Origin of the sequence: Psychroserpens algicola (genome assembly GCF_014526325.1) — a bacterium.
In the GTDB taxonomy this organism is placed as follows: domain Bacteria; phylum Bacteroidota; class Bacteroidia; order Flavobacteriales; family Flavobacteriaceae; genus Psychroserpens; species Psychroserpens algicola.
The window spans coordinates 174,240-197,199 of sequence record NZ_JACNMJ010000006.1 but is presented as its reverse complement, the minus strand read 5'-3'; the positions used below and the strand labels follow the sequence as shown (position 1 = coordinate 197,199).

Sequence of the window (22,960 nt, the reverse complement as noted above, 5' to 3'; positions counted from 1 at the left end):
TTATAATTCTTTGTAAACGATATAGTTTTCGAAAACCATCCCTTTATGAGACTTCTTTTGTTTCTTTTCAACTTCATAGAAATGTGAATCGAAAAATGGTAATGCCGTAATGCTTACATCAGATTTTATAACCTCAAAGCCATTAATAGACACTTGAGATTCTATAATGCGCAATAATTTTGAAGCAATGGTTCGTCTTTGAAAATCTTTGTGAACAAATAAGCCATCGAGATAATAGCCTTTAGTTAAATACGAAAAACCAACAATGGTATCTCCAACATGAGCAACAATAAAATAAAATCTTTTGATGCGCTCTTCCCATTTGTCTATATCATCAGCTCCCGAAGCCCAAACCTCTATCTGCTTTTCATTGTAGTCTCTACTGTTTACTGCTCTAACTGTATCTCTGAAAATTGAAGTAATTTCAGGAATATCATCTAAGGTTGCTTCTCTAATTTCGATGTCGTCTATCATGATTATATTGGAACTATTGTTCTGTATATTACAGCTATTAAAAAGAATATAAGTATTATGACGAATATAACTGCAAAAATTTTTAATGGCCACTCTGTAGCAACAGCTACGAGATTATTATCATATTTATTTTTTAAAATTGTCTGTCGTTCTTCTTTCTTAGGGTAATTCACTCTTAATATTATCCAACCTATCAAGTACAAGATAAGATCAATCATAAACCATTAACAGTTTTTCTAATGGCGACCAAATTGCTTAATAAGCCTTCAAGGTTATCTAAATGCAACATGTTAGCACCATCACTTTTGGCATTAGCAGGATCAAAATGAGTTTCAATAAACAAACCATCTATATTATTTACAACACCAGCTCTGGCAATAGTTTCAATCATATCTGGTCGACCTCCTGTAACACCTGCACTTTGATTAGGTTGTTGTAATGAGTGTGTGACATCTAGAACTGTTGGTGCAAAAGATTTCATTGTAGGAATACCTCTAAAGTCAACAATCATATCCTGATATCCAAACATGGTACCACGATCTGTTATCCATGCTTTATCACTTCCAGAATCCTTCACTTTCTGAACGGCATGTTTCATGGCTTCCGGACTCATAAACTGACCTTTTTTAAGGTTCACCACTTTGCCAGTTTTGGCAGCAGCTACAACTAAATCGGTTTGACGCACTAAAAATGCAGGTATTTGCAAGACATCAACATATTCAGCAGCTTTATCTGCATCAGAAACTTCATGAATATCTGTAACAGTAGGAATGTCAAAAGTCTGTGATACTTTCTGAAGAATTTTAAGGGCTTTGTCATCACCTATTCCTGTAAAACTATCAATCCGACTTCGGTTTGCTTTTTTAAAACTTCCTTTAAAAACATAGGGAATATTTAACGTGTCAGTAATAGATAGTACACGTTCAGCAATACGTAATGCCATATCTTCACCTTCAATGGCGCAAGGACCACAAAGTAAAAAGAAGTTGTTAGAATCGGTGTGTTTCAGTTTAGGAACGTCTGATAACTGCATCTGCTTTTTATTTTTCAATTTGAGCAGCAAAGATACATATTAAAAGCTTCTGTTAAGACTATTTCGTATCATCCATAAGGCCATTATAAAGTTAGCAACTACAAATACACCTCCAAACACCATAAAATGTTTAGTTCGAGATGATAATTCTATGATATGAAAAATATCAGAGAGGTAGGCTAAAATTAAATACGAAGACAAGCACACGAACGTGATGCCTAAGGTGAAATTTAATTTTTTATTTGGTTTTATGAGTTGCCATAAAAATGGGATACCAAATAATAAAATTGGATAGGCGGTAATGCCTTCACTTTTATTTACGTTAGTAAACCAATATGCAATTACCGCTAAGAAATAGAGGTAAGGTACAAATTTTGAGTATTTGTGTATTGTTTCCATCTGTTTAGGTTTCAGATGTAAATCGCCACTGTGGGTTGGTTGAGGGAGGCTATTTACTATTAATCAATTTAATAACGAAAGATACGTACAGAAATTATACTTTTTAAGGAGTATAACATTTTATTAACTAAATACATCTAAAAATTAAATGTAACATTGTATAGAGGTAAACCTTTGTAGTGCCAGTGTTTTAGCCTAAAACCAGGATGTTTTTCTTTATATGAAAAAGGATAAAATAGTATGAGTTTTATTTCTTGTATAAGAATGAATTTTTAAACGGAATTTAACGTACCTTTGCACGCTTAAAATAAGGCATCATTATGGCTAATATTAAAAACATTGCAATTATTGCACACGTCGATCACGGTAAAACAACCTTGGTAGATAAAATCATGTATCACTGTCAGTTATTTCGTGAAAACGAAAATACAGGTGATTTAATTCTGGATAATAACGATTTAGAGCGTGAAAGAGGAATTACAATTACGTCAAAAAACGTTTCTGTAATCTATAAAGACACTAAGATTAACATTATTGATACACCTGGTCACGCCGATTTTGGTGGAGAAGTAGAGCGTGTTTTAAACATGGCCGATGGTGTTTTGTTATTAGTTGATGCTTTTGAAGGTCCGATGCCTCAAACACGTTTTGTTTTACAAAAAGCTATCGATTTAGGATTAAAACCTTGTGTGGTTATCAATAAAGTTGATAAAGAAAACTGTACTCCAGATGAAGTACATGAGAAAGTATTTGATTTGATGTTCGAGTTAGGTGCCGAAGAATGGCAATTAGATTTTCCAACAGTTTATGGTTCTGCAAAGAATAACTGGATGAGTGACGATTGGCAAAATGAAACTGAAAACATTGAGCCACTTTTAGATATGGTTATTGAGCATATTCCTGAACCAAAAATTGAAGAAGGAACAACTCAAATGCTAATTACATCATTAGATTTTTCTTCGTTTACAGGACGTATTGCTATCGGACGCTTAACTCGTGGAGAGCTTAAAGTCGGACAAAATATTTCACTTGTAAAGCGTGATAAAAGTATAGTGAAATCAAAAATAAAAGAACTTCATGTGTTTGAAGGTCTAGGAAGAAAGAAAGTTGACGAAGTTCAAACAGGTGATATTTGTGCTATTGTAGGATTAGAAGGATTTGAAATTGGTGATACTGTTGCCGATTGGGAAGCGCCTGAAGGTTTAAAAACCATTGCAATTGATGAGCCTACAATGAGTATGTTGTTTACAATTAACGATTCTCCTTTCTTCGGAAAAGATGGAAAGTTTGTAACGTCTCGTCATATCAAAGAAAGATTAACTAAAGAGTTGGAAAAAAACTTAGCACTTCGTGTTGAAGAAACAGATAGTGCTGATAAGTTTATGGTCTTTGGACGTGGTGTATTACACCTCTCGGTTTTAATCGAAACTATGCGTCGTGAAGGCTATGAGTTACAAATCGGTCAGCCACAAGTAATCATTAAAGAAATTGATGGTGTAAAATGTGAGCCAGTTGAAGAAATGACTATTGATTTACCTGAAACTGTTTCGGGTAAAGCTATAGAAATGGTAACCATGCGAAAGGGTGAAATGCTTAGTATGGAAGCTAAGGGTGAACGTATGGTATGTGAATTTATAGTGCCTTCAAGAGGTATTATTGGTTTGCGTAATCAGTTATTAACAGCAACAGCTGGAGAAGCGATTATGGCACACCGTTTTAAAGAATATCAACCCTTAAAAGGAGGAATTCCTGAGCGACAAAATGGCTCATTAGTATCTATGGAAAAAGGACAGGCGATTCCATATTCTATTGATAAATTACAAGATAGAGGAAAGTTTTTCGTTGATCCGGGAGAAGATATTTATGAAGGTCAGGTGATTGGAGAAAATTCACGAGGTGATGATATGACGGTCAATGTAACTAAGACGAAAAAATTAAGTAATGTTCGTAGTTCTGGAGCTGATGATAAAGCTAAGATTGTACCAGCTATTAAATTTTCTTTAGAAGAAGCTTTAGAATATATTCAAAAAGATGAATATGTTGAGGTAACTCCTAATCATTTAAGGCTGCGTAAAATTTTCTTAACTGAAGTAGAGCGTAAGCGTAACAAAACGATATAAGTAATACACAAGTTTATAAAAAAAGGAATCTGTCATAGGATTCCTTTTTTGTTTTGAGTTTTCTTTATTTACAGTAATGTCAGCTGTTAGTTGGCCAGATAATAAAGCACCAGATTTTGATGACCAACTAAAAACCAATGTAAATTTATTTCGGATTTTATTTTCTTATTTGAGTGACAATCAAAAGTATTTGAATGCCTTAGAAGATGATAAGAGCTATCAAATCATCGATTCGGAAGCACCTTTTGGTGTGTATGAACTTATTGATGAAAATTACCAAGTGGTTTTTAAACGTTTTGACACTCCATAAAAATTGAGGTATACGGAATTCTAAAGTAACTCTCATCTATTGTAGAATCGATTTTAGAAAACGAATGACCTGCCAGAGCTTCATAAGATTCTTGCGTGCGAACAAATTTACCTCTGTCAAATTTTAGCATGTATTTTGAAATTATATGTTGTCCTTTAATATAACAACCATCAAAGGTAACCAAACGAGCATTTGGCTTTAGTGCTTCAGCTGCAATTTCAAAAAGACGTTTGGTTTCGCTGTCGTTTAAATGGTGAATGACACCTGTTGCTATGACGACATCAAAGCTATGAGGTTCTGATACCTTAAATTCGCTGGCATTAGCACAAATAAAAGTACCTCTGTCTCCGTAATTTTTTTTAGCAGCTTCAATGTATTCTGGGTCTACATCAAATCCGTAATAATCCATTTCTGGAAGATAATCTAAGATGTTTCCAGGACCGCAACCAATATCTAATATTTTTTGACCCACTTGTGGACGCACCTGATTTTTTATAAATAAGCGTCTGGCTCTATCACCACCAACCAGTTTTTGATAACTCCAATATACAAATGGGTTACCAAGAATTAATTGAGAAAGAGAGAATTTACTCATTGTTAAAATTTCAGTGTTTTACAGGCTCCGAAATTATATAATTTATTTGAAATAGTTTTGACTATCGAACAAGATTTGATAATTATTTTGAATTCGTTGGAACTACCCGGTTTAGGGATAGTTTCATTGCTAGTATTTATTTATATTAGCGATTGGTATATAATCACCAGCAATAACCAAACAAATACACTTGTCTATGTTCGAAAATGTAACTTTTAAGACCTGGTATTACCCAGTATTTTTGGGTTGTATTGTCTTGATTCAATTTGCATTAATGATTCATGGGTTTGATGTTTGTGATGAAGGCTTTTCCCTAACTTTCTATCAGCAATTTTTTAATTCACCAGAAAGTGTTGAATACTGTTTTGTATACTGGTTGTCTGGTTTGGTTGGAGGCTTGTGGTATCAGTTATTTGAAAGTGGAGGCATTTTAGGTTTTCGAATTTTGACCATCATATTCAACACAGCAACTTTTATGGTTTGCTACCAGATTCTTAAAAACTACATTAATAAATATTATGTCCTGCTGGGATTGTCGATGGTGTTGTTTGTAAATGACTTCGGGTTTCTCGCCTTTTATCACAACCATTTAACCATGTTGTTGGCAGTTTTAAGTGTGTATATTTTATTAAAAGGTATTCAAAATAACAGACTGATATTGATAGGTTTATGTGGTTTAATACTTGGGGTTAATATTTTTGCAAGGCTTCCAAATATTACACTTCTTATATTCGTTTTAGTTATTCCTTATACCTCTTTTGTTTTAAAAAAGGAACCGTTAATAAAGTCAGTAAAACCAATGTTATCTATGCTTTTAGGTAGTATTGCTGGTGTCGCTTTAGTTATTCTTTTAATGAAGTTGCTAAACCAATGGGATGTAATGGAGAATGCATTTTCTGTACTCTTTAGTTTGGGTAAAACTGACGACAGCGGGCATAATATTTTAACCTTAATAAGGGTGATAAAGAATAATTACATTGCTATATTTTATGAAGGCAGCAAGTTTATTGCATTGATATCTGGATTGGTATTGTTGTATAAGCTTTTAAAACATAAAATGATAGGTAAAATTTGTTTAGCAGTTATAGCCTTATTATCATTTTTAGTAGTGTTTGCTAAAGGCGATATTTATATTGTTTATGTGTTCGGGTTTATTGGGACTATTGGTGTGATGTTTACAAAACAAAAAACAGATCTCATAAAGGTCATTGCTTTCTTATCCCTACTCATAATGATATTTTTGCCCTTAGGTAGTGGAGGTGGAGTTCACAGTAGTGGATATATTTGTATTTGGTTAGCAGTTCCATTTTTTTTCCATTTTGTATCTCAACTTATTTCGATGACGATTTCTGTTGAATTAGAACAAACCAATACTAGTTTTAAAATAGATGGTAAATTATCGAAATATCTGTTTGCAATTTTAGCATCATCTTATTTTTTATATAAAGGATATAGCATGTCTCAAGAGGCTTATTTTGACAAAGGGAATCGTTTAAGTAAAACAGCTACTATACATAGTAAATATGCAAATGGTATCTATACTACAAATGAGCGTGCACAGGTTATTAATGATGTCATATTAGAATTAGAAAAACACGTAAAGCCAGATGATTATGTATTTTTATATGATAGTGCACCAATGCTACATTTTTTAACAGAAACGAAGCCTTACGTTTACAATCCTTGGGTTTGGATTTATGATCATGTATCATTTGAAGAAAAAATTAAAACGGCCGAAAATCAAATAGAAGTCCTACCTGTTGTGGTTCAACAAAAATTCACAACAATTTGGGAGTTTTCATCACCTATGCATGATTATTTGTCTGAAAACAAAATACCTAGCAATACCTATCATCCTGAAAGAGCTAAAATTATGAATGCTTTTTTAAAGCGACATGACTATGAAATCATATGGAGTAATGCCTATTTTAATATCTATAAAACTAATCTTGAATAAAAAATAAGTCATCAATAGCTATGTGTTTTTTATCATAAGATATATCTTGTAAACCAATTAGCGTATTGAAGTTTTCTAATGAATACAACTACAGACATATCAGTTATTATTCCCATTTATAACGAGGAACATAATATTGATGAACTCTATAAGCGTTTAAAAGCAGCACTCAATGAAGTGACTCAACAGTACGAACTTATTTTTGTAAATGATGGTAGTGCAGATCATTCACTTCAAAAGCTAATAACGCTCACACAACAAGATCAGCGTGTGTTTTATATCAATTTAAGTCGAAATTTTGGGCATCAGGTAGCGGTTTCTGCAGGTCTAGATTATTGTAAATCTAAAACCACAGTTATTATAGATGCCGATTTACAAGATCCTCCTGAGCTAATTCCGAAGTTATATGCAGAACACAGCAAAGGATTTGATGTGGTTTATGCTAAGCGCATATCGAGAGACGGAGAGACTTTTATGAAAAAAGCAACGTCAAAGCTTTTTTACCGAATACTACAAAAAATCACTTCTTTTGATATTCCCTTAGATGTTGGAGATTTCAGACTTTTAGATAAAAAAGTAGTTGAGGCTTTACGTGAAATGCCTGAGCAAAATAAATTTTTAAGAGGCCAAATCGCTTGGTTAGGATTTAAGCAAACCTTTGTCGAATTTAAGCGAGAACCGAGAAAACATGGAGAATCTGGATATTCGTATGGCAAGATGTTTAGCTTGGCTTTTGACGCTGTTACAGGATTTTCAGATAAGCCATTGCTATTAGTAAGTAGACTCGGCTTTCTTATTTCACTGGTCTCGTTTTTTGTTATTTTATTTGCCATTTTCTCTCATTTTGTACTCAAGGAAACTATTACTGGATGGACCTCACTTATCATCAGTTCGATGTTTATTGGTGGTATTCAGTTATTGTCTATTGGTGTCATTGGAGAATATATCAGTCGTATAAGTACCAATGTAAAAAATAGACCGTTATATGTTATTAGCGATAGTAATATTGAAAAGGAAAATAAGTAACCAAGCTTAATTTTATATTTTTAACTTTTAATAGTTTAACGATTTTAACCGTAAAAACATACCAGCCAGATCATAAAAAAGAGTGGGATTCATTGTCTTTGAATTCTAAAAATGCAACATTCTTATTTCAAAGAGATTTTATGGATTATCACAGCGACCGTTTCAATGATGCGTCTTTAATGATCTATAAAAATGAGAAGCTTATAGCATTATTGCCTGCAAATAGAGTGGATTCAACTATATATTCTCATCAAGGTCTTACTTATGGCGGATTGATATTTGGTGAAAAACTCAAATTTAGAGACGTTTTAAAGATATTTAAAGCAGTGCTCAAATATCTGAGTGATAATGGTATTGAAACATTAGAATTAAAGCAACTTCCTTCATTTTATGCCAGATGTCCTAATGATGAACTATTGTATCTTATGTTTCTTACTGAAGCACAATTATTTCGAAGAGATGCACTTTCTGTTTTAAATTTAAAACATCGCCCTAAATTTTCTAAAGACCGAATAGAGGGCAATAAACGCGGAATTAAAAATGGTCTTATCGTCAAAGAAGTTGACCATTTTGATGCGTTTTGGAATACCATTCTGACAATAAATCTTGAAGAAAAGCATCAGACAAAGCCAGTACACTCATTAGAGGAAATTACGATGTTAAAACGAAAATTTCCGAAGCATATTAGACAATTCAATGTGTATAAAGATGATGTTCTCGTTGCAGGCACGACCATCTTTGAAACGGAATTTGTTGCACATTCGCAGTACATTTCTGGTAACAAAGACAAAAATATACTTGGTAGTTTAGACGTGTTGCATACCTATCTTATTGAAAATGTATTTCATAATAAAGCATATTTTGATTTTGGAATATCCAATGAAAACAATGGAAAGCAAATCAATGAAGGCTTGCAGTATTGGAAAGAGGGTTTTGGTGCCAGAACGATGATTCAAGATTTTTACAGAATACCTACTGAGAATCATAAATTGCTAAAAAACGTTATGATATGATAAAGTTTTTAGACTTAAATAAAATGAATTCCAGGTTTGAAGACGAATTCTCTTCTCAGTTCAAAACTTTTTTGAATTCAGGATATTATATCAACGGCTCTGAGGTAAAGGATTTTGAAGAGCGCTTTGCAAGTTATTGTGAAACGAAGCATTGCATAGGTGTGGCCAACGGTTTGGATGCGTTAACGCTAATTTTTAAAGCTTATATTGACCTAGGAAAATTGCAGATTAATGATGAAGTGATTGTTCCAGCGAATACCTATATCGCATCTATGTTGTCTATCATAAATGCTGGATTAAAACCTGTTTGTGTTGAGCCTGACGAAGCGACATTTAATTTGAATCCTTCGGAAATAGAAAAGCATATCACATCTAAAACTAAAGCTGTTTTGGTGGTTCATCTCTATGGTCAACTGGCAGATATGGTGACGATAAACGATATAGCTAAACAAAATAATTTGCTTGTGGTTGAAGATGCAGCACAAGCTCATGGCGCTATTTTAACTTCGAAAAATAAAAAAGCAGGCAACTTATCTCATGCTGCTGGATTTAGTTTTTATCCCACAAAAAATCTAGGAGCATTAGGAGATGCTGGAGCCATAACTACTAATGATGATGAATTAGCAAATTGTATTAAACTTCTGCATAACTACGGAAGTTCAAAAAAATACGTCCATGATAAAATAGGTGTCAACAGTCGCTTAGATGAATTACAAGCGACCTTTTTAAATATAAAACTCAATCACCTCGATAGTGACAATAGAACTAGAAGACATATTGCAGAGCAGTATTTAAATAACATAAATAATCCGAAAATCAAGCTGCCATTTTACGATTTTTCTGATAATCACGTGTTTCATGTCTTTGCTATTCGTGTAGAGGATAGAGCACATTTTAAAGCTTACTTAGATGCATTGGAAATTGGCTATTTAATTCATTATCCTATAGCACCTCACCATCAAAAAGCATTATTGCCATATAAATCTTTATCTTTACCGATTACAGAAGCCATCCATGAGACAGTGATAAGTATACCTTTGAGTCCTGTGATGACAACTGAAGAGATAGAAACTATAATTAATGCCCTAAACCTTTATTAATTGAAGAGTTTAATAAAGTATATTAACAATAATGTTTTATTTAAAGTTGCTCACCTTAATTCGGCAACGATTATTACTAAAATCATAGCTGGAATTTTAACATCTAAAGCAATAGCTATTTTTATTGGTGTAGAAGGTATGGCACTAATAGGTAATCTCCGAAATTTTCTAAGCGCTGTTCAATCGGTCTCAATTCTAGGGTTTTACAACGGTGTTGTTAAAACCATTGCAAAGGTTAAGGAAGATAAAGTTAAGCTAAGTGAGACACTTTCAACGGCTTACTACTTGTGTTTTTTCTCTACTATTTTGGTTGCTTTTCTGTGTTATTATAATGCTCAGTATATCAATGACTTGTTGTTTTCGGCTAATTATAATTATGCATATGTCATAAAAATAATGGCATTAGCACTGCCTTTTTATGGTTTAAATATGATGAGTTTCTCCATAATGAATGGCTTTGCTAATTATAAAATGTTGCTTATTATCAATATTATAGGTCAGATTCTTGGTTTACTTGTGACCTTACTTTTGATATATGAAAACCATATAGATGGCGCTTTAGTAGCAGCGGTTGTAGCACCTTCACTTATCTTTTTAATCACTTTGGTAGGTATTATTAACCGACGAAATTTAATGACTTATATTAAAACAGATCATATAAGTTTAGAGGTATTAAAGCGATTTGGACCTTATGCAATTATGGCTTTAGTATCTGCAATTGCACTACCATTAATATCTATATGTATCAGAAACTATATCATTTCTGAGGTTGGTATTAAAGAAGCGGGTTACTGGGAGGCAATGAACAGAATTTCTAATTATTACCTCATGTTCATAATGTCAATAATTACCCTATATATTGTGCCCAGATTTAGTGAAATTGATTCAAAACAAGAGTTTAGAAAAGAAGTATTTGGGTTTTATAAATCTGTAATGCCAATTTTTGGATTAGCTTTAATCCTACTTTATGTGTTGAAATCGGTTATTGTTCCTCTTATATTTTCGGATGAATTTGCACCTGTAACCGATTTGTTTTTCTGGCAGCTATTAGGAGATTTTGTTAAAGTATTATCCATTGTTATAGCGTATCAATTCTTGGCAAAAAAGATGTTTACACACTTTATTATAATTGAAATATTTTTAGTTGTAATGCTTTATGTTTCTAGTGTGTACCTTATTGATGTTTTTGGTGTGAAAGGTGCAGTTATCGGACATTTTATAAGCTATTTGATGCATTACGGAATTGTTTTACTCATCTTCGGGTCTTCACTATTTGGTATTTTACCTGATGATGAAACAAACTCTAGTTCGTAAACAAATAGTATATTTAGGCAACTAACTTATTAAAAACAACGTTAATCCGCGTGATAAATTTAAAGGGCATTATAAAAAGAAATCTTCTGCTCAAGATGACGTCCTTGAATGCTGTAGTCATTATCATCCGGTTAATTATTTCAATTTTTGTACAACGCTTGTTAGCAGTTACTTTAGGAGAAGCTGGAATAGCTAAAATTGGTCAGTTGCGAAACCTGGTACAAATGCTAACTAGTACATCATCGCTGGGTATATTTAATGGTATAGTAAAATATGTTTCTGAAAATGAAAACGATACCAAACAATTATCAAAATTGTTTTCCTCTGCTTTTCTTTTTGGTGCTATCGGTTCAATTATCTCAGGTGTTGTATTATTTTTTAATGCAGATTATATTTCTGTGAGATTATTTGGGGATGCTGCTTTTGTAAATTTGATAAAGTGCTTGTCTCTTTTACCACCAGTGATTGGCTTGAACAGAATTTTATATGGGTTGATTAATGGTTTGTCAGACTATAAAAAACATGCTAAAATTGAATTGGGAGCTTATATTCTTTCTGTAGTATTGTTATTAATATTTCTCTACTACTTTAACTTAAAAGGCGTTTTGTTTGCAATTATATTGTCACCATTAATCAGTTTTGTAGTAGTTCTATTTATCTTTTTTGATAAGCTTAAAGCACATATTAAGTTGCAGGAATTAAGTGCAGATTTTTCATTTGCAAAGCCATTATTAGCATTCACGCTCATGTCTTTCATTTCTACAGTGTTGCTGAACTATATTGAGTTAGATGTAAGAACAACCATCACTGATAGAATAAATATTGAAGAAGCTGGATATTGGACAGCTATGAACTTTATTTCTAAAAATTATATGGTATTCTCATCTAGTATTTTTACATTATATGTTATACCGAAATTTGCTAAGATTAATACAGGAAGTGCCTTTAAAAAGGAAGTTCTATATATATACAAAACACTATTACCTTTATTTGGACTGGGCATGCTTTTAGTGTACGTGTTTAGACATTTAATTATTGATATAATATACCCGAATTTTGAGGGATTAAGTGAATTATTTAAATGGCAGCTCTTAGGTGATTTTGTAAGATTAGCTACGTTAGTGATATCCTATCAGTTTTTAGCAAAAAAGATGGTTTGGAGCTTTGTGATAACAGAACTTATCTCATTAGGCCTATTTTATGGCTTGTCAAAATATTATGTAGATATTTATGGAGCCGAAGGGGTAGTAATGGCACATTTATATAGATACATTATCTACTTTATTATCGTCATTATTGCTGTATGGTATTATTTTAAACGAAACAAAAAACATGTATAAAGTTTGTGAACTGTTTTTGGATGGTGAAGGTTACCAATTTGAAGTAGAAGGAGACTTTTTTTGGGGAGAATCTAAACTGCTATTTAAAACCGAAGACAATGTGATATCTAAGATGCCTTGGAAAGATGAAGGGTATGCTGTTGTTAATGCTTTTTCTTCTGAAGATTTTCAACGATTAAAAAAGTCCATGGAAAATAACATTGTAAAGGCCATACAAACTTGCATTCCCAATTTTGATGCCAGCGATTTTCAGCTTGAGAATTATCATAAGATTGTGACTACTGATGAATTGCATAACCAAGTTATAAATATTACTCGAAATTTAGAAAACGAAGATTTTGATTTCGATATTGATGCTTTAGCCAATCGCTTCGGAGAAATTTTAGGCTATAAGTTAACCTCATGGGTTGAAGAACTTCAGAAATCACATATCCAAATTAGATTGAGTAGACCCAACTCTTTAGATATTAATCCACCACATCGCGATGGCTATTTAAGTTATTGGGAAGATATTATTAATGTGTGGATTCCAATTGTGGGTTGCAACCAAAATTCTTCTTTGCCAGTATATCCCAGAAGTCATTTAATCCCTGAGAATGAAATTTTAAGAACAGCAAGTAAAGGGGCTAAAATAAACGGAAACACCTATTATGTGCCTTGTATATTAGAAACTAAAAAGGGGAAAATTGAAATGATAAGACCAAATCCAAAACCAGGTGAAGCACTTATTTTTTCACCTTTTCTTATTCATGGGTCAGCAGTAAATAAAAATGAAAATATCACTAGAATTTCATTGGAGTTGAGATTTCCGAAGATAAAACCTTAAGACGTTTTCCAGATTTTTAAATACCTTTCAGCATTTTTTACATGATGATGTTCCCGTTCTACAAATGCTCTGGCATTATTAGAGATTTCAATTAATTTCTCTGGATTCGCAATTAACCATTCTAACTTTTTTACTATAGCATGAGCATCAGGCAATGCATTAATAGCAACAGTATCTTCCTCTAAGTGATAATAGTCCAACCATTCTTGTTCAGCACCTGTAAATACGACTTTTCCCTTGGCCATAGCTTCGAGTGCATTATACCCTTGATCATAGGCATATACTTGGTCTAAAAGAATGTGCGCAGAATCAAATGCCTTGATATAAATCTCGTATGGCACATCTTCAACTGTGATTATATCTATTTTGTTTGGATGTTTTTCTTTAATAATAGTTAACGCCTTCTCAAAAATGTCATTTCCTTTTTTTATATAATTGGTTCTATTAATACCATGAAAAATGACAATCTTATCATCGTATGTTAAAGGTGTAAATCTTATGTCATCTAGATGGATAGCATGTGGTATTAGTCCTAAATGTCTTGGATGATTCATTAGAGGGATGGTGTAATCTAGGTCATTAGAGATAACACCTACAATTGTATTGTATATGTGGTTATGCAGTTTTACAAAATCTGGTTCTAAGTATTTTAATCCTAATGCAAAACTGGTTTTAGGAAGACGATTTTCAAAATAAGGTGTAAGAATCGAGTATCTGAATTTTTTTTCGTAAGCATATTTAACACTTAAATGATCTGTACCACAAGATAATAGAAAGGCCTTGTTATTCCAGCTAGTAAGTAAATCGAAAATATCCATTTCAGTTTTTGGCAGACATAAAAAAGGAGATTCATTTACAAATTGTACAATATCATGACCACTTAATTGCTGTTTTAGACTTTGAATTTGTTTTTTGACACTTAACGAATGTAGGTCAACCTTAATGAGTTTGTAGATTAAAACCTTAAAATTTTTTATAAAGCCACTTTTGAATTTATGTTTGATTTCAATGTCAATATCTACCTTTTTAAAACCATCGGTTAGACCTACAACTTGAGCTTCATGACCCAATTTTAATAAACCCTCTTTAAGAGATTTATGAGATCTGTTATATTCGCCAACCAATAATATCTTCATTTAAGTTATATTTGAGACAAAGATAATAATTGTTGAAGTCTAACGGTAAAAAGATATGTATAGTAGTCACCTCCTTAGGGAAAGGAGGTGCTGAAAGGTCTTCGGCTCTATTATCAAAATTATTAAGTGGTTTAGGGTATACCATTCACATCGTTATGATTGTTGATGAAATCAACAATGAGTTTCAGGGAGAACTTTTAAATCTTGGGAAGATAGATTCGCGATTTCCAATACTTAAAAAGATTAAAAAACTTAAAGCTTTTAAAAGCTATTTAAAAAAACACCATTTTGATTTTGTAATTGATAACCGCTCCAGGCCCAGTCTATTAAGAGAATTTATTGTGTCTAGATGGCTTTATGATCCTAGGAAAACAATATACTGTATACATAGTTATAGACTTAATACATATTTTTCAACTGTAAAGCGTATAGCAAAATATATGTATAAAGATGCTTACAAACTTGTAGCGGTATCTGAGGAAATTAAAAAAGCAATTGCATCTGTTTATGATTTAACTAATGTTATTACCATTTATAATCCTGTTGGAGATCTACAATCACAAGCTATTACAGATGAACAATTGGTTAGTGACTATATTTTATTCTATGGAAGGATTAATGATGAGGTTAAAAATTTGTCACTTTTAATTGAATCTTATCATAAATCTGAATTACCTGAACATAATATTTCACTAATAATTTTAGGAGATGGAAAAGATTTAGAGGCTATCAAATTGAAAGTCAGAGCTAAAAATTTAAATAAAGATGTCATCTTTAAATCATTTATTGATAATCCTTATTCATATGTAAAACGTGCTAAATTCACAGTATTGACAAGTCGATATGAAGGTTTTCCGATGACTATTTTGGAATCTCTAGCGTTAGGCACACCAGTAGTTTCGGTAGATTGTAAATCGGGACCTAGTGAAATGATTAGAGATGGATATAATGGGTTGCTTGTAGAAAATAATGATTCTGAAAAAATGGCTTTGGCTATGAATAGATTCATCGAAGATAATCCCTTATATTTGAAATGTAAGTCTAACACAAAGCCAAGTGTTGCTAAGTTTTCTATGGAACATATCGGTCAAGCTTGGGAGCAATTGTTGACTAAAAATTAATGAATTTGAATACAATAAATGACGTTTTAAATCTTCAAATACCTAATGTTCATGACATAAGAGGGAAGCTTGCAGTTATTGAAAAGGAAACTATCCCTTTTTCAATAGAACGTGTGTATTATTTGTATGATGTCCCAAATGATGCTTTCCGTGGCGGACATGCTCATATAGCTCAAGAGTCTGTGGTTATTGCTTTAAGTGGTAGTTTTGAGGTCATTCTCGATGATGGTAAGGATCGCAAACGAATTATGCTCAACAAACCCAATATTGGGTTGTATATTCCAACAGGTATTTGGCGAGAGATTGAAAATTTTTCATCTGGTTCAGTGTGCCTGGTTATGGCGTCAACAGTCTTTAATGAAGAGGATTACATTAGAAATTATGACGATTTTGTATCGTCTAAAATGGGATAGTAGGTTTTTGTGTTTTTAACTTTCCTTAATTTCAAAAATTGCTTTGTCAGCCATATTGGAGCTATCAATAGAAACCGACGTTTTAGCGATAGATTCTTTTTAGATATTTCAGACTTGTAATACTTGTATGCTTTTTTGTTCTTATTGAGCTTAGCCAATAAGGCTAACGAAAATCGGTTGTTGTCTAAGAATTTTTTTAAATGAACGTTCTCTTTTTCCTCAAACTTATAATTGTCAAATCTTGATTTATTATTTAAGTCAGTAGTCGTGTTTGATAAACTGTTTTGATTTTGTACATAATACACTAATACTTTATTTAAAAATACGATTGGATAATGTAAACCAATCCTAATCCATAAATCGGTGTCTTGTCCAGACTTTATGTCTGTATCAAAGTTGCCAGTTACATCTAAAATATCTTTTTTGAAAACTGTACTCGAACCCGAAAGTATGGTATGACGCTCACTAGCTTTAAAATAATCCAAAATGGAGACGTTTGCTGTAGCTTTAAAACTATAAGGAACAGGGCTAATTTTATCACCATACTTATGCGCTATTGCTGTTGTAAATACAGAGTATTCTGGATGATTTGCTATTAATGTTTTTATGTTTTCCAAAAACGTTTTGTCCCATAAATCGTCACCATCTAAGAGTGCGATGAACTTACCTGTTGCTCTAGATATACCGTTATTTCTAGCTTGAGATGCTCCTTGGTTGTCTTGATTAATAATCGTGATTCTAGCATCATCAAATTGGTTTAAAACCGACAAGCTATTATCCGAAGAGCCATCATTGACGATAATAATCTCAAAATCTTTATAAGTTTGATTCAGCACAGATTGCAATGTGTCTCTGATATATTGCTCCTTGTTATAAACTGATATGATGACAGAGAAAAATGAATTCATGGATTTCAACTATAAGAACAAATGTAATTTAAAAATCAAAGATTTAAAGAATAAAAATATTTGATGCTAAAAATGGTCAATTACACACTCAAAAAATTATAAAAAAATAACAAAGCAAAAAAGGAGGCTGATTTCAGTCTCCTTTTTTTAAATCTTGATAACACATAAAACTAATACGATACAACTGTAAGTAGTTTACTGATGGCTTTGGGCCTAATAGATTTTGTTTTAATAAATTATGACTTATTTGGTAAAACCACGATAACACATAATTCAGTCTTAAACGTTTGAGTTTAGCAAATAATTTTAATAGATGATTATCATGATTTGCTGTGTTTTTTGTGTAATAAAGTGCAATTAAAGCATTAGCAGCAGCTTCCTTTTTGTTCAAATAGATGCTACTGGTTTCAATACCTAAATGATACACATAATTATCAATGTGTAAAACCGAAATAGATTCGTCCTTTAATTGTGCGCTAAAATGGTTATCGCTTCCATAGCCACTGTAAGTAATTTTATTGTTTAAACGTTTAAAAATAGAAGCCTCAATTAAAAAATTGGCAGAAACTATACTTTTATATGGTGTTTCATTTCGTTTAGCAGCAGCGACTTCTTCTTTCTGTTTTCCGTAAGCCCATCGTAACAAATAATCATTTCCTGGTTTTTCAGAAGTATAGGCAACACCTCCATAAACCGCATCATATTCAGAATTGATAAACTCTAAATAATTAGCTATAAATGTGTCATTTTTTGGTATCACATCGGCATCCAAAAATAAAAGATGCTCATATAAAGCAGATTCGGCTAACTGTTGCCTCGTTGTAATTCGACCTTGATTGTTTTCTGAAATGGTGTAGGTGGTGTGTGTGAGAGCTTCGACGATTTGTTTTTGCTTCTGAAATTCAAAATCTGAAGCATCATCTAGACATCGTATTTCAAATGCAATACCGCATAATTCCAACTGCTTATGAACTCTTTTTACGAGCTCAGTAACATCATAATTATACACCGGAATTAATACAGAAATCATTGCCATGAATTAAAGCCTAAAAATACAGTTTTAAATTAAAAGGATTAAATTGCAGTACCTAAATATGATAACTATGGAAGTTTCTAATCGGGAAGAAATTTCAGAATTAATTTATAAGACAATTCTCAGTAATAAAGAGAGCCTGATTCAAGCGTATAACGCTTCAAAATCTAATATTGGCTATTTTTATATAGATAACCTTTTACCAGAAGCGATTGTTAGAAAATGTTATGATGTATTTCCTGATAAATCTGAAATGCGCTGTTTAAAGAGCTTGCGAGAATACAAATATATTTCGGCGCAAATGAATCGGCACAATCCATTACTCGAAGAAGTTTTATATGCGTTTCAGGATAAAAAAATAGTACAGCTTATAGGCGAAATTTGCGATATAGATTCGCTTTATGCTGACGAATCTCTCTATGCTGGAGGTTTGTCATTAATGGCAAAGGATAATTTTTTACATCCGCATCTTGATAACTCACACGATGCTCAGCGAGAGCGATGGCGCGTACTTAACTTACTGTATTATGTAACTCCAGACTGGCAAACACCAAATGGAGGTCATCTGGAAATATGGCCTGATGGACCAAAAAAAGAACCCTTAGTCATAGAAAGTGCATATAACCGCCTGGTGATTATGGCTACGCATGATACCTCGTGGCATTCGGTAAATAAAGTAACCGTTGACCATAGTAGATGCTGTATTTCTAATTATTATTTTAGTGATAAGCCTTTACATGAAAAGGATAAATTTCATGTCACTAAATTTAGAGGGCGTCCCAGTGATACGCTTACCAATATTATTCTTGATTTAGATGCTGGTTTACGAACCATGGTACGAAAAATTTTTAAAAAAGGAATTCGAAAAAACCCACATGTTTATAATAAGAAATAACAGAGCTCTAAACGATTTTGGTATAGTAATTGGAAATATCCAATTATGAAACAATACCTAATCTATATTATATGCTGTATTCTGGGTTTTTATGCAAACGCTCAGGAAGAATTTCATGTCTTTTCAAAAAATGATGCTAAAACACCAGGAAGTGAACGTGGTGACGGCTCGTTAAAAGCACCTTGGGATTTGCAAACAGCTTTAAGTCAAACACCAGAAGTGGTAAAGCCAGGAGCTGTAATTTGGTTGCATGAAGGTATTTACAATGGTCGTTTTATAAGCACACTTAAAAGCCTTGAGCCTAATACTTATGTAACTGTTTCTGGATACAAAAATGATAAGGTTGTTTTAAACGGAAATGTAACCTCAGATAGAGATGTCGTTCTTGATGTGAAAGGCAAACAGGTGATCTTTAAAGATTTTGATGTCACCTGGCTTGGTGATTTTTCCAGAAATGAAACCGATAGTAATTTTGAAACAAGTGTGGGAATTCGGCATCTTTCCGGAGAAAATTGCAAGTTCTATAATTTGAAAATTTATAATATCCCAGGACTTGGTTTTGGGTCATGGAAACATGCTGCTGGCTCTGTTATAGAAAACTGTATGATTTATAATAACGGCTATATCGCTAAAGATGGAAAAGGTAGAGGCGAAGGGATTTATGTTCAGAATAAAAGCGATGAAGTGAGGTTGATCAAAAGAAATATTATTTTCAATAACTACTATAAGGGTATAGAAGTATGGTCGGCAGGAAAAAATGCCGATTTTCAATATGTGAAGCATATCACTCTCGAAGATAATATCATTTTTAACAGTGGTTCACCATCTGGACGGTTTTTGGACAATGTGATTGTAGCATCAAATGATAGAAATGGTATAAATGTCGCTAGTAATATCTCAGTCATCAATAATGTGCTTTATCACAATACGCAACAAGATAATGGGAGAATAATAGGTGATGCTCCTGCTTTAACTTTAGGGTTTCATAAAAATGCACCTATCGAAGACGTGGTTGTTGATGGTAATATAATCGTTGGTGGTTATAATGGTCTAAGAATTTTAGAAGCTAAGACACTTCAGTTTACAAATAACATTGTACATACAGGTATCGTACAAATCGGACCTACAGTTTCTAATCATTTTAGGGGTTGGAATTCTAATGGTAATGTGATTTATAGTCGTTTAAAACAACCGTTTCGTATACCAAAAGTTAAGGATCATTCTTTAGAAAGCTGGACATCGAATTTTAATTTGGATAAACAAAGTCAGCTTATTGCTATAACAAACTTTAATTTAGATCCTGTCGTTCACCTGTCTCAGCATAGTCAGCACAAAAACAAATATAATCTCGCCCTCTTTAATGCAGAAGGAAATGCTGTCACTGTAGACTTTTCAGCCTATGATATAGCAGCTAACAGTGGTTTCAAACTTTATGATGTTGAAAACCCAGAAGTGGTCTTAAAATCAGGTAAACTTTCAGAAGACCTTAAAATTTCGGTTCCCATGAAGCTTACTAAAATTGAGAAACCACGTCATAATACAAAAGCGAAAAAGACGTTATCAAATTTTGGCGTTTTTATGGTAGAATTTGATGTAGAGCAGGTTGAGATTTCTGAAGACAAAAAAAAAGATAATGCGATTAAGCGATTTTTTAAATGGCTGGGTTTTTAGTGAAACTTTCCTAATAGTTTGGTTATATTTACCTAGCTATTAAAACATCTGAATGAAATTTTATAAGAATTTTCTAGCCTTTTGGTGTGTCATTTATCTGCTCATTGCTTTTGTAGGTAGATTTACATCTTCTAAAAAAGAATACTTCCCTTTTTTTAGATGGTCGCTTTATTCTAAAACTCCCAACTCACTTAATCATGCTTATATTTTGGTTGATAAAGTTGGAGATTCTATTCTAAGTAAACCTACAGATATTAGAAATTTAAAAGATTACCACCATGTCGAACTCGTTGATATGAATCTTATCGTGCAGAAATTTTATGAAGATGTTAAACGCAAGGCTGATTATGATAATCATATGATTTTTAATGCTATTCCTAAAACGTCTGTGTTCAAACTATATGAAACTACTGCAGATTTAAGCAAAGTTGATTATAAAGCTAGTATAAAAACCAATCGAGTATTAACTTTTAAAAACAACAGGTTTTATTTTGAATAAGGTATTAGAGGATCATTTTTTCTGGAAGTTTGTTGTACGTCATACCTCAATATTTAGTAGAGATACAAATGCGTTATTTGCTTGTGTAAATATGCTTGTGAAATTGGCTTATGTTGTCGTCTTAATGATGGCTTTCAACCACCTGTTTATAGTTCATGATTTGGCCAATTCTAAATTGGTTGATCCATTATGGCCTTTATTCTTTTTAAAGCAAGAACATTTGCAGGTCACTACCTATATTTTGCAAATCAGTTTGGTACTAAGCGCCATTTTAGTGATAATTAAACACACACAATTTTTAAGAGTATATGTCTTTATAAATTACTTTTTATATGCGGCACTTCTCAGTTCGTTTGGCAAGATCAATCATAGTTTGCATTTTATTTTATTGTTGTTATTTTGTTTTGCATTGATACCAGGTTCTACAGCTAAACAGTTTAAAGAAAAGTCTTTATTGATGTTTTTAAGTGCTAAATTCTTTTTGCTCTTAGCTTACAGTTTGACTGGCTTTTGGAAATTGTTTTGGGGTGTCATAGAGCTATTCACACAAGACGTTAGTTTGTTCTCACCATTATCTTTTAGAAATGTTTTAGTGTTTCAGTTTGAATCAAAACCAATGACAGCATTTGGAGGTTGGTTTCTAGAGCACTATGTCATCGGTTGGCTGTTGTACCTCTTAGTCATATATCTAGAATTGTTTTCTATTGTGGTTTTCTTTAAGCCGAATCTATATAAAATTTGGGGAGCGGGTTTGATTGTCTTACACCTGAGCTTAGCACTGATTTTGGACGTAAATACTTATCCAGCTGTTGCAGTTATAGCTATAGTGTTATTGTTATCACCATTTTACAAAAAATCAACCATAAAAGAGACGATTTTATCCTTACCTGTAATAGATTGGTTTATTTACCTCATTAAAAAAAGAAAAGCATAGGTTAGATTATCCCTTGCGTTGCACAACCTCAAAGACTTTATTCTCGTCACATTTTAAGGTTTTACTAGGATATTTAAGTAGTAAAGCATAATCGTGAGTTGCCATTAAAATCGTATTTCCGTTTTTGTTAATGTCACGCAAAACTTCCATAACTTCGATACTTGTTTGTGGATCTAAATTCCCCGTAGGTTCATCGGCCAGAATGAGCTCAGGCTCATTCAATAAAGCTCTGGCTATAGCAATACGTTGTTGTTCTCCACCTGATAATTCATGAGGAAACTTAAAACCTTTGGTTTTCATTGCAACTTTATCTAAAACAGTTTCAATGCGCTCACTGATTTTAGTCTTATCCTTCCAGCCAGTAGCCTTCAAAACAAATTCTAAGTTACTGTTAATGGTTCTGTCAGGTAGTAGTTTGAAATCCTGAAATACGATGCCAAGTTTCCGTCTTAAAAACGGAATATCTTTTTCCTGCATTGTTCTCAAATTATAGTCTACAATATGACCTTCGCCTTCAGTTAATGCCAAATCGCCATACAATGTTTTCATAAAACTACTTTTGCCACTTCCAGTCTTACCAATGAGATACACAAAGTCACCTTTGTTCATTTCAAAATTAACATCAGACAATACCATACTATCACCTTGATAGATTGAAGCATTTTTGAGTTGTAAAACAGTTTCAGACATAATTTATATGAAGATTTTTTATAGAAGTGTAAATGTATTATAAAAACTAGCAACTACCAATAATGAAAAATTAATTTCTAAATCACTGTCAGTAAAACGTTATGTGTAACACAATCTTATATAATTAGTCTATTTGATAAGTATGTTTATAAT

23 protein-coding genes are annotated in these 22,960 nt (G+C 32.6%); 15 read left to right on the top strand and 8 right to left on the bottom strand.

All coding sequences use genetic code 11. The annotated features are described in order from the left end of the window. The 3 genes from H7350_RS13320 to H7350_RS13310 all read right to left on the bottom strand — a co-directional run bounded on the left by H7350_RS13320 (position 1) and on the right by H7350_RS13310 (position 1,906). Positions 1-474 carry a GNAT family N-acetyltransferase gene (locus tag H7350_RS13320; RefSeq protein ID WP_204346410.1) on the bottom strand — a complete coding sequence of 158 codons (474 nt, stop codon included), beginning with the start codon at positions 472-474 and terminating at the stop codon, positions 1-3. Between the two features lie 214 nt (positions 475-688). Beyond that, positions 689-1,507, bottom strand: a complete 819-nt coding sequence (kdsA, locus tag H7350_RS13315; protein WP_204346409.1) for a 3-deoxy-8-phosphooctulonate synthase — start codon at positions 1,505-1,507, stop codon at positions 689-691. Positions 1,508-1,546: 39 nt separating this feature from the next. Next, a complete protein-coding gene (locus H7350_RS13310; RefSeq protein ID WP_204346408.1) occupies positions 1,547-1,906 on the bottom strand; it encodes a hypothetical protein in 360 nt (119 codons plus the stop codon). Between the two features lie 320 nt (positions 1,907-2,226). Here H7350_RS13310 and typA point away from each other — a divergent pair, with 320 nt between their 5' ends. Continuing rightward, positions 2,227-4,026 (top strand): translational GTPase TypA, encoded by a 1,800-nt coding sequence (typA, locus tag H7350_RS13305; RefSeq protein ID WP_204346407.1) that lies wholly within the window; start codon positions 2,227-2,229, stop codon positions 4,024-4,026. A 76-nt stretch (positions 4,027-4,102) separates the two neighbouring features. After that, on the top strand, positions 4,103-4,336 hold the full coding sequence (locus H7350_RS13300; RefSeq protein WP_204346406.1) for a hypothetical protein: 234 nt from the start codon (positions 4,103-4,105) through the stop codon (positions 4,334-4,336). Here H7350_RS13300 and H7350_RS13295 read toward each other — a convergent pair. Further along, positions 4,314-4,931, bottom strand: coding sequence for a class I SAM-dependent methyltransferase (locus H7350_RS13295; RefSeq protein ID WP_204346405.1), 618 nt, complete (start codon positions 4,929-4,931; stop codon positions 4,314-4,316). The two genes, H7350_RS13300 and H7350_RS13295, sit on opposite strands and share 23 nt — an antisense overlap. A gap of 190 nt (positions 4,932-5,121) precedes the next feature. Between H7350_RS13295 and H7350_RS13290 the strand changes: the two genes are divergently transcribed. From H7350_RS13290 to H7350_RS13260, 7 genes are all read left to right on the top strand, one after another. Further along, entirely contained in the window at positions 5,122-6,888 is a 1,767-nt protein-coding gene (locus H7350_RS13290) for a hypothetical protein (protein ID WP_204346404.1), read from the top strand. Between the two features lie 78 nt (positions 6,889-6,966). Then, positions 6,967-7,914: a glycosyltransferase family 2 protein gene (locus H7350_RS13285; protein WP_204346403.1), complete on the top strand. Its 948-nt coding sequence runs from the start codon at positions 6,967-6,969 to the stop codon at positions 7,912-7,914. A gap of 140 nt (positions 7,915-8,054) precedes the next feature. Beyond that, positions 8,055-8,927, top strand: a complete 873-nt coding sequence (locus tag H7350_RS13280) for a GNAT family N-acetyltransferase (RefSeq protein WP_235989351.1) — start codon at positions 8,055-8,057, stop codon at positions 8,925-8,927. Further along, the gene (locus tag H7350_RS13275; RefSeq protein ID WP_204346402.1) at positions 8,924-10,027 is read left to right on the top strand and encodes a DegT/DnrJ/EryC1/StrS family aminotransferase; all 1,104 of its coding nucleotides are present in this window, start codon (positions 8,924-8,926) and stop codon (positions 10,025-10,027) included. Before H7350_RS13280 ends, H7350_RS13275 begins: the two co-directional genes overlap by 4 nt. Then, positions 10,028-11,341, top strand: coding sequence for an O-antigen translocase (locus tag H7350_RS13270; protein WP_204346401.1), 1,314 nt, complete (start codon positions 10,028-10,030; stop codon positions 11,339-11,341). 95 nt (positions 11,342-11,436) lie between these two features. Further along, positions 11,437-12,681 (top strand): O-antigen translocase, encoded by a 1,245-nt coding sequence (locus tag H7350_RS13265; protein WP_204346400.1) that lies wholly within the window; start codon positions 11,437-11,439, stop codon positions 12,679-12,681. Continuing rightward, on the top strand, positions 12,674-13,507 hold the full coding sequence (locus H7350_RS13260; protein ID WP_204346399.1) for a phytanoyl-CoA dioxygenase family protein: 834 nt from the start codon (positions 12,674-12,676) through the stop codon (positions 13,505-13,507). Before H7350_RS13265 ends, H7350_RS13260 begins: the two co-directional genes overlap by 8 nt. On the opposite strand, the gene H7350_RS13255 is transcribed toward H7350_RS13260, so the two are convergent. Beyond that, positions 13,504-14,643 (bottom strand): glycosyltransferase, encoded by a 1,140-nt coding sequence (locus H7350_RS13255; RefSeq protein WP_204346398.1) that lies wholly within the window; start codon positions 14,641-14,643, stop codon positions 13,504-13,506. The two genes, H7350_RS13260 and H7350_RS13255, sit on opposite strands and share 4 nt — an antisense overlap. Before the next feature lie 32 nt (positions 14,644-14,675). Here H7350_RS13255 and H7350_RS13250 point away from each other — a divergent pair, with 32 nt between their 5' ends. Beyond that, complete coding sequence (locus H7350_RS13250; RefSeq protein WP_204346397.1) at positions 14,676-15,764, top strand: glycosyltransferase; 1,089 nt, start codon at positions 14,676-14,678, stop codon at positions 15,762-15,764. Then, complete coding sequence (locus tag H7350_RS13245; RefSeq protein ID WP_204346396.1) at positions 15,764-16,177, top strand: sugar 3,4-ketoisomerase; 414 nt, start codon at positions 15,764-15,766, stop codon at positions 16,175-16,177. Before H7350_RS13250 ends, H7350_RS13245 begins: the two co-directional genes overlap by 1 nt. On the opposite strand, the gene H7350_RS13240 is transcribed toward H7350_RS13245, so the two are convergent. Together H7350_RS13240 and H7350_RS13235 are read right to left on the bottom strand one after the other, a co-directional pair. Then, complete coding sequence (locus H7350_RS13240) at positions 16,144-17,085, bottom strand: glycosyltransferase family 2 protein (RefSeq protein WP_204346395.1); 942 nt, start codon at positions 17,083-17,085, stop codon at positions 16,144-16,146. The two genes, H7350_RS13245 and H7350_RS13240, sit on opposite strands and share 34 nt — an antisense overlap. Positions 17,086-17,218: 133 nt before the next feature. Beyond that, complete coding sequence (locus H7350_RS13235; protein WP_204346394.1) at positions 17,219-18,115, bottom strand: glycosyltransferase family 2 protein; 897 nt, start codon at positions 18,113-18,115, stop codon at positions 17,219-17,221. A 73-nt stretch (positions 18,116-18,188) separates the two neighbouring features. Between H7350_RS13235 and H7350_RS13230 the strand changes: the two genes are divergently transcribed. Genes H7350_RS13230 through H7350_RS13215 form a run of 4 tightly spaced genes read left to right on the top strand, consistent with a single transcriptional unit; the run spans position 18,189 to position 22,117 of the window. Beyond that, on the top strand, positions 18,189-19,013 hold the full coding sequence (locus H7350_RS13230) for a 2OG-Fe(II) oxygenase (RefSeq protein WP_204346393.1): 825 nt from the start codon (positions 18,189-18,191) through the stop codon (positions 19,011-19,013). Positions 19,014-19,058: 45 nt separating this feature from the next. Next, entirely contained in the window at positions 19,059-20,684 is a 1,626-nt protein-coding gene (locus H7350_RS13225; protein ID WP_204346392.1) for a right-handed parallel beta-helix repeat-containing protein, read from the top strand. Positions 20,685-20,736: 52 nt separating this feature from the next. Then, positions 20,737-21,183: a hypothetical protein gene (locus tag H7350_RS13220; RefSeq protein ID WP_204346391.1), complete on the top strand. Its 447-nt coding sequence runs from the start codon at positions 20,737-20,739 to the stop codon at positions 21,181-21,183. After that, positions 21,176-22,117 (top strand): hypothetical protein, encoded by a 942-nt coding sequence (locus H7350_RS13215; RefSeq protein ID WP_204346390.1) that lies wholly within the window; start codon positions 21,176-21,178, stop codon positions 22,115-22,117. Before H7350_RS13220 ends, H7350_RS13215 begins: the two co-directional genes overlap by 8 nt. A 6-nt stretch (positions 22,118-22,123) precedes the next feature. On the opposite strand, the gene H7350_RS13210 is transcribed toward H7350_RS13215, so the two are convergent. Beyond that, positions 22,124-22,807 (bottom strand): cell division ATP-binding protein FtsE, encoded by a 684-nt coding sequence (locus H7350_RS13210; RefSeq protein WP_204346389.1) that lies wholly within the window; start codon positions 22,805-22,807, stop codon positions 22,124-22,126. Positions 22,808-22,960: the final 153 nt, after the last annotated feature.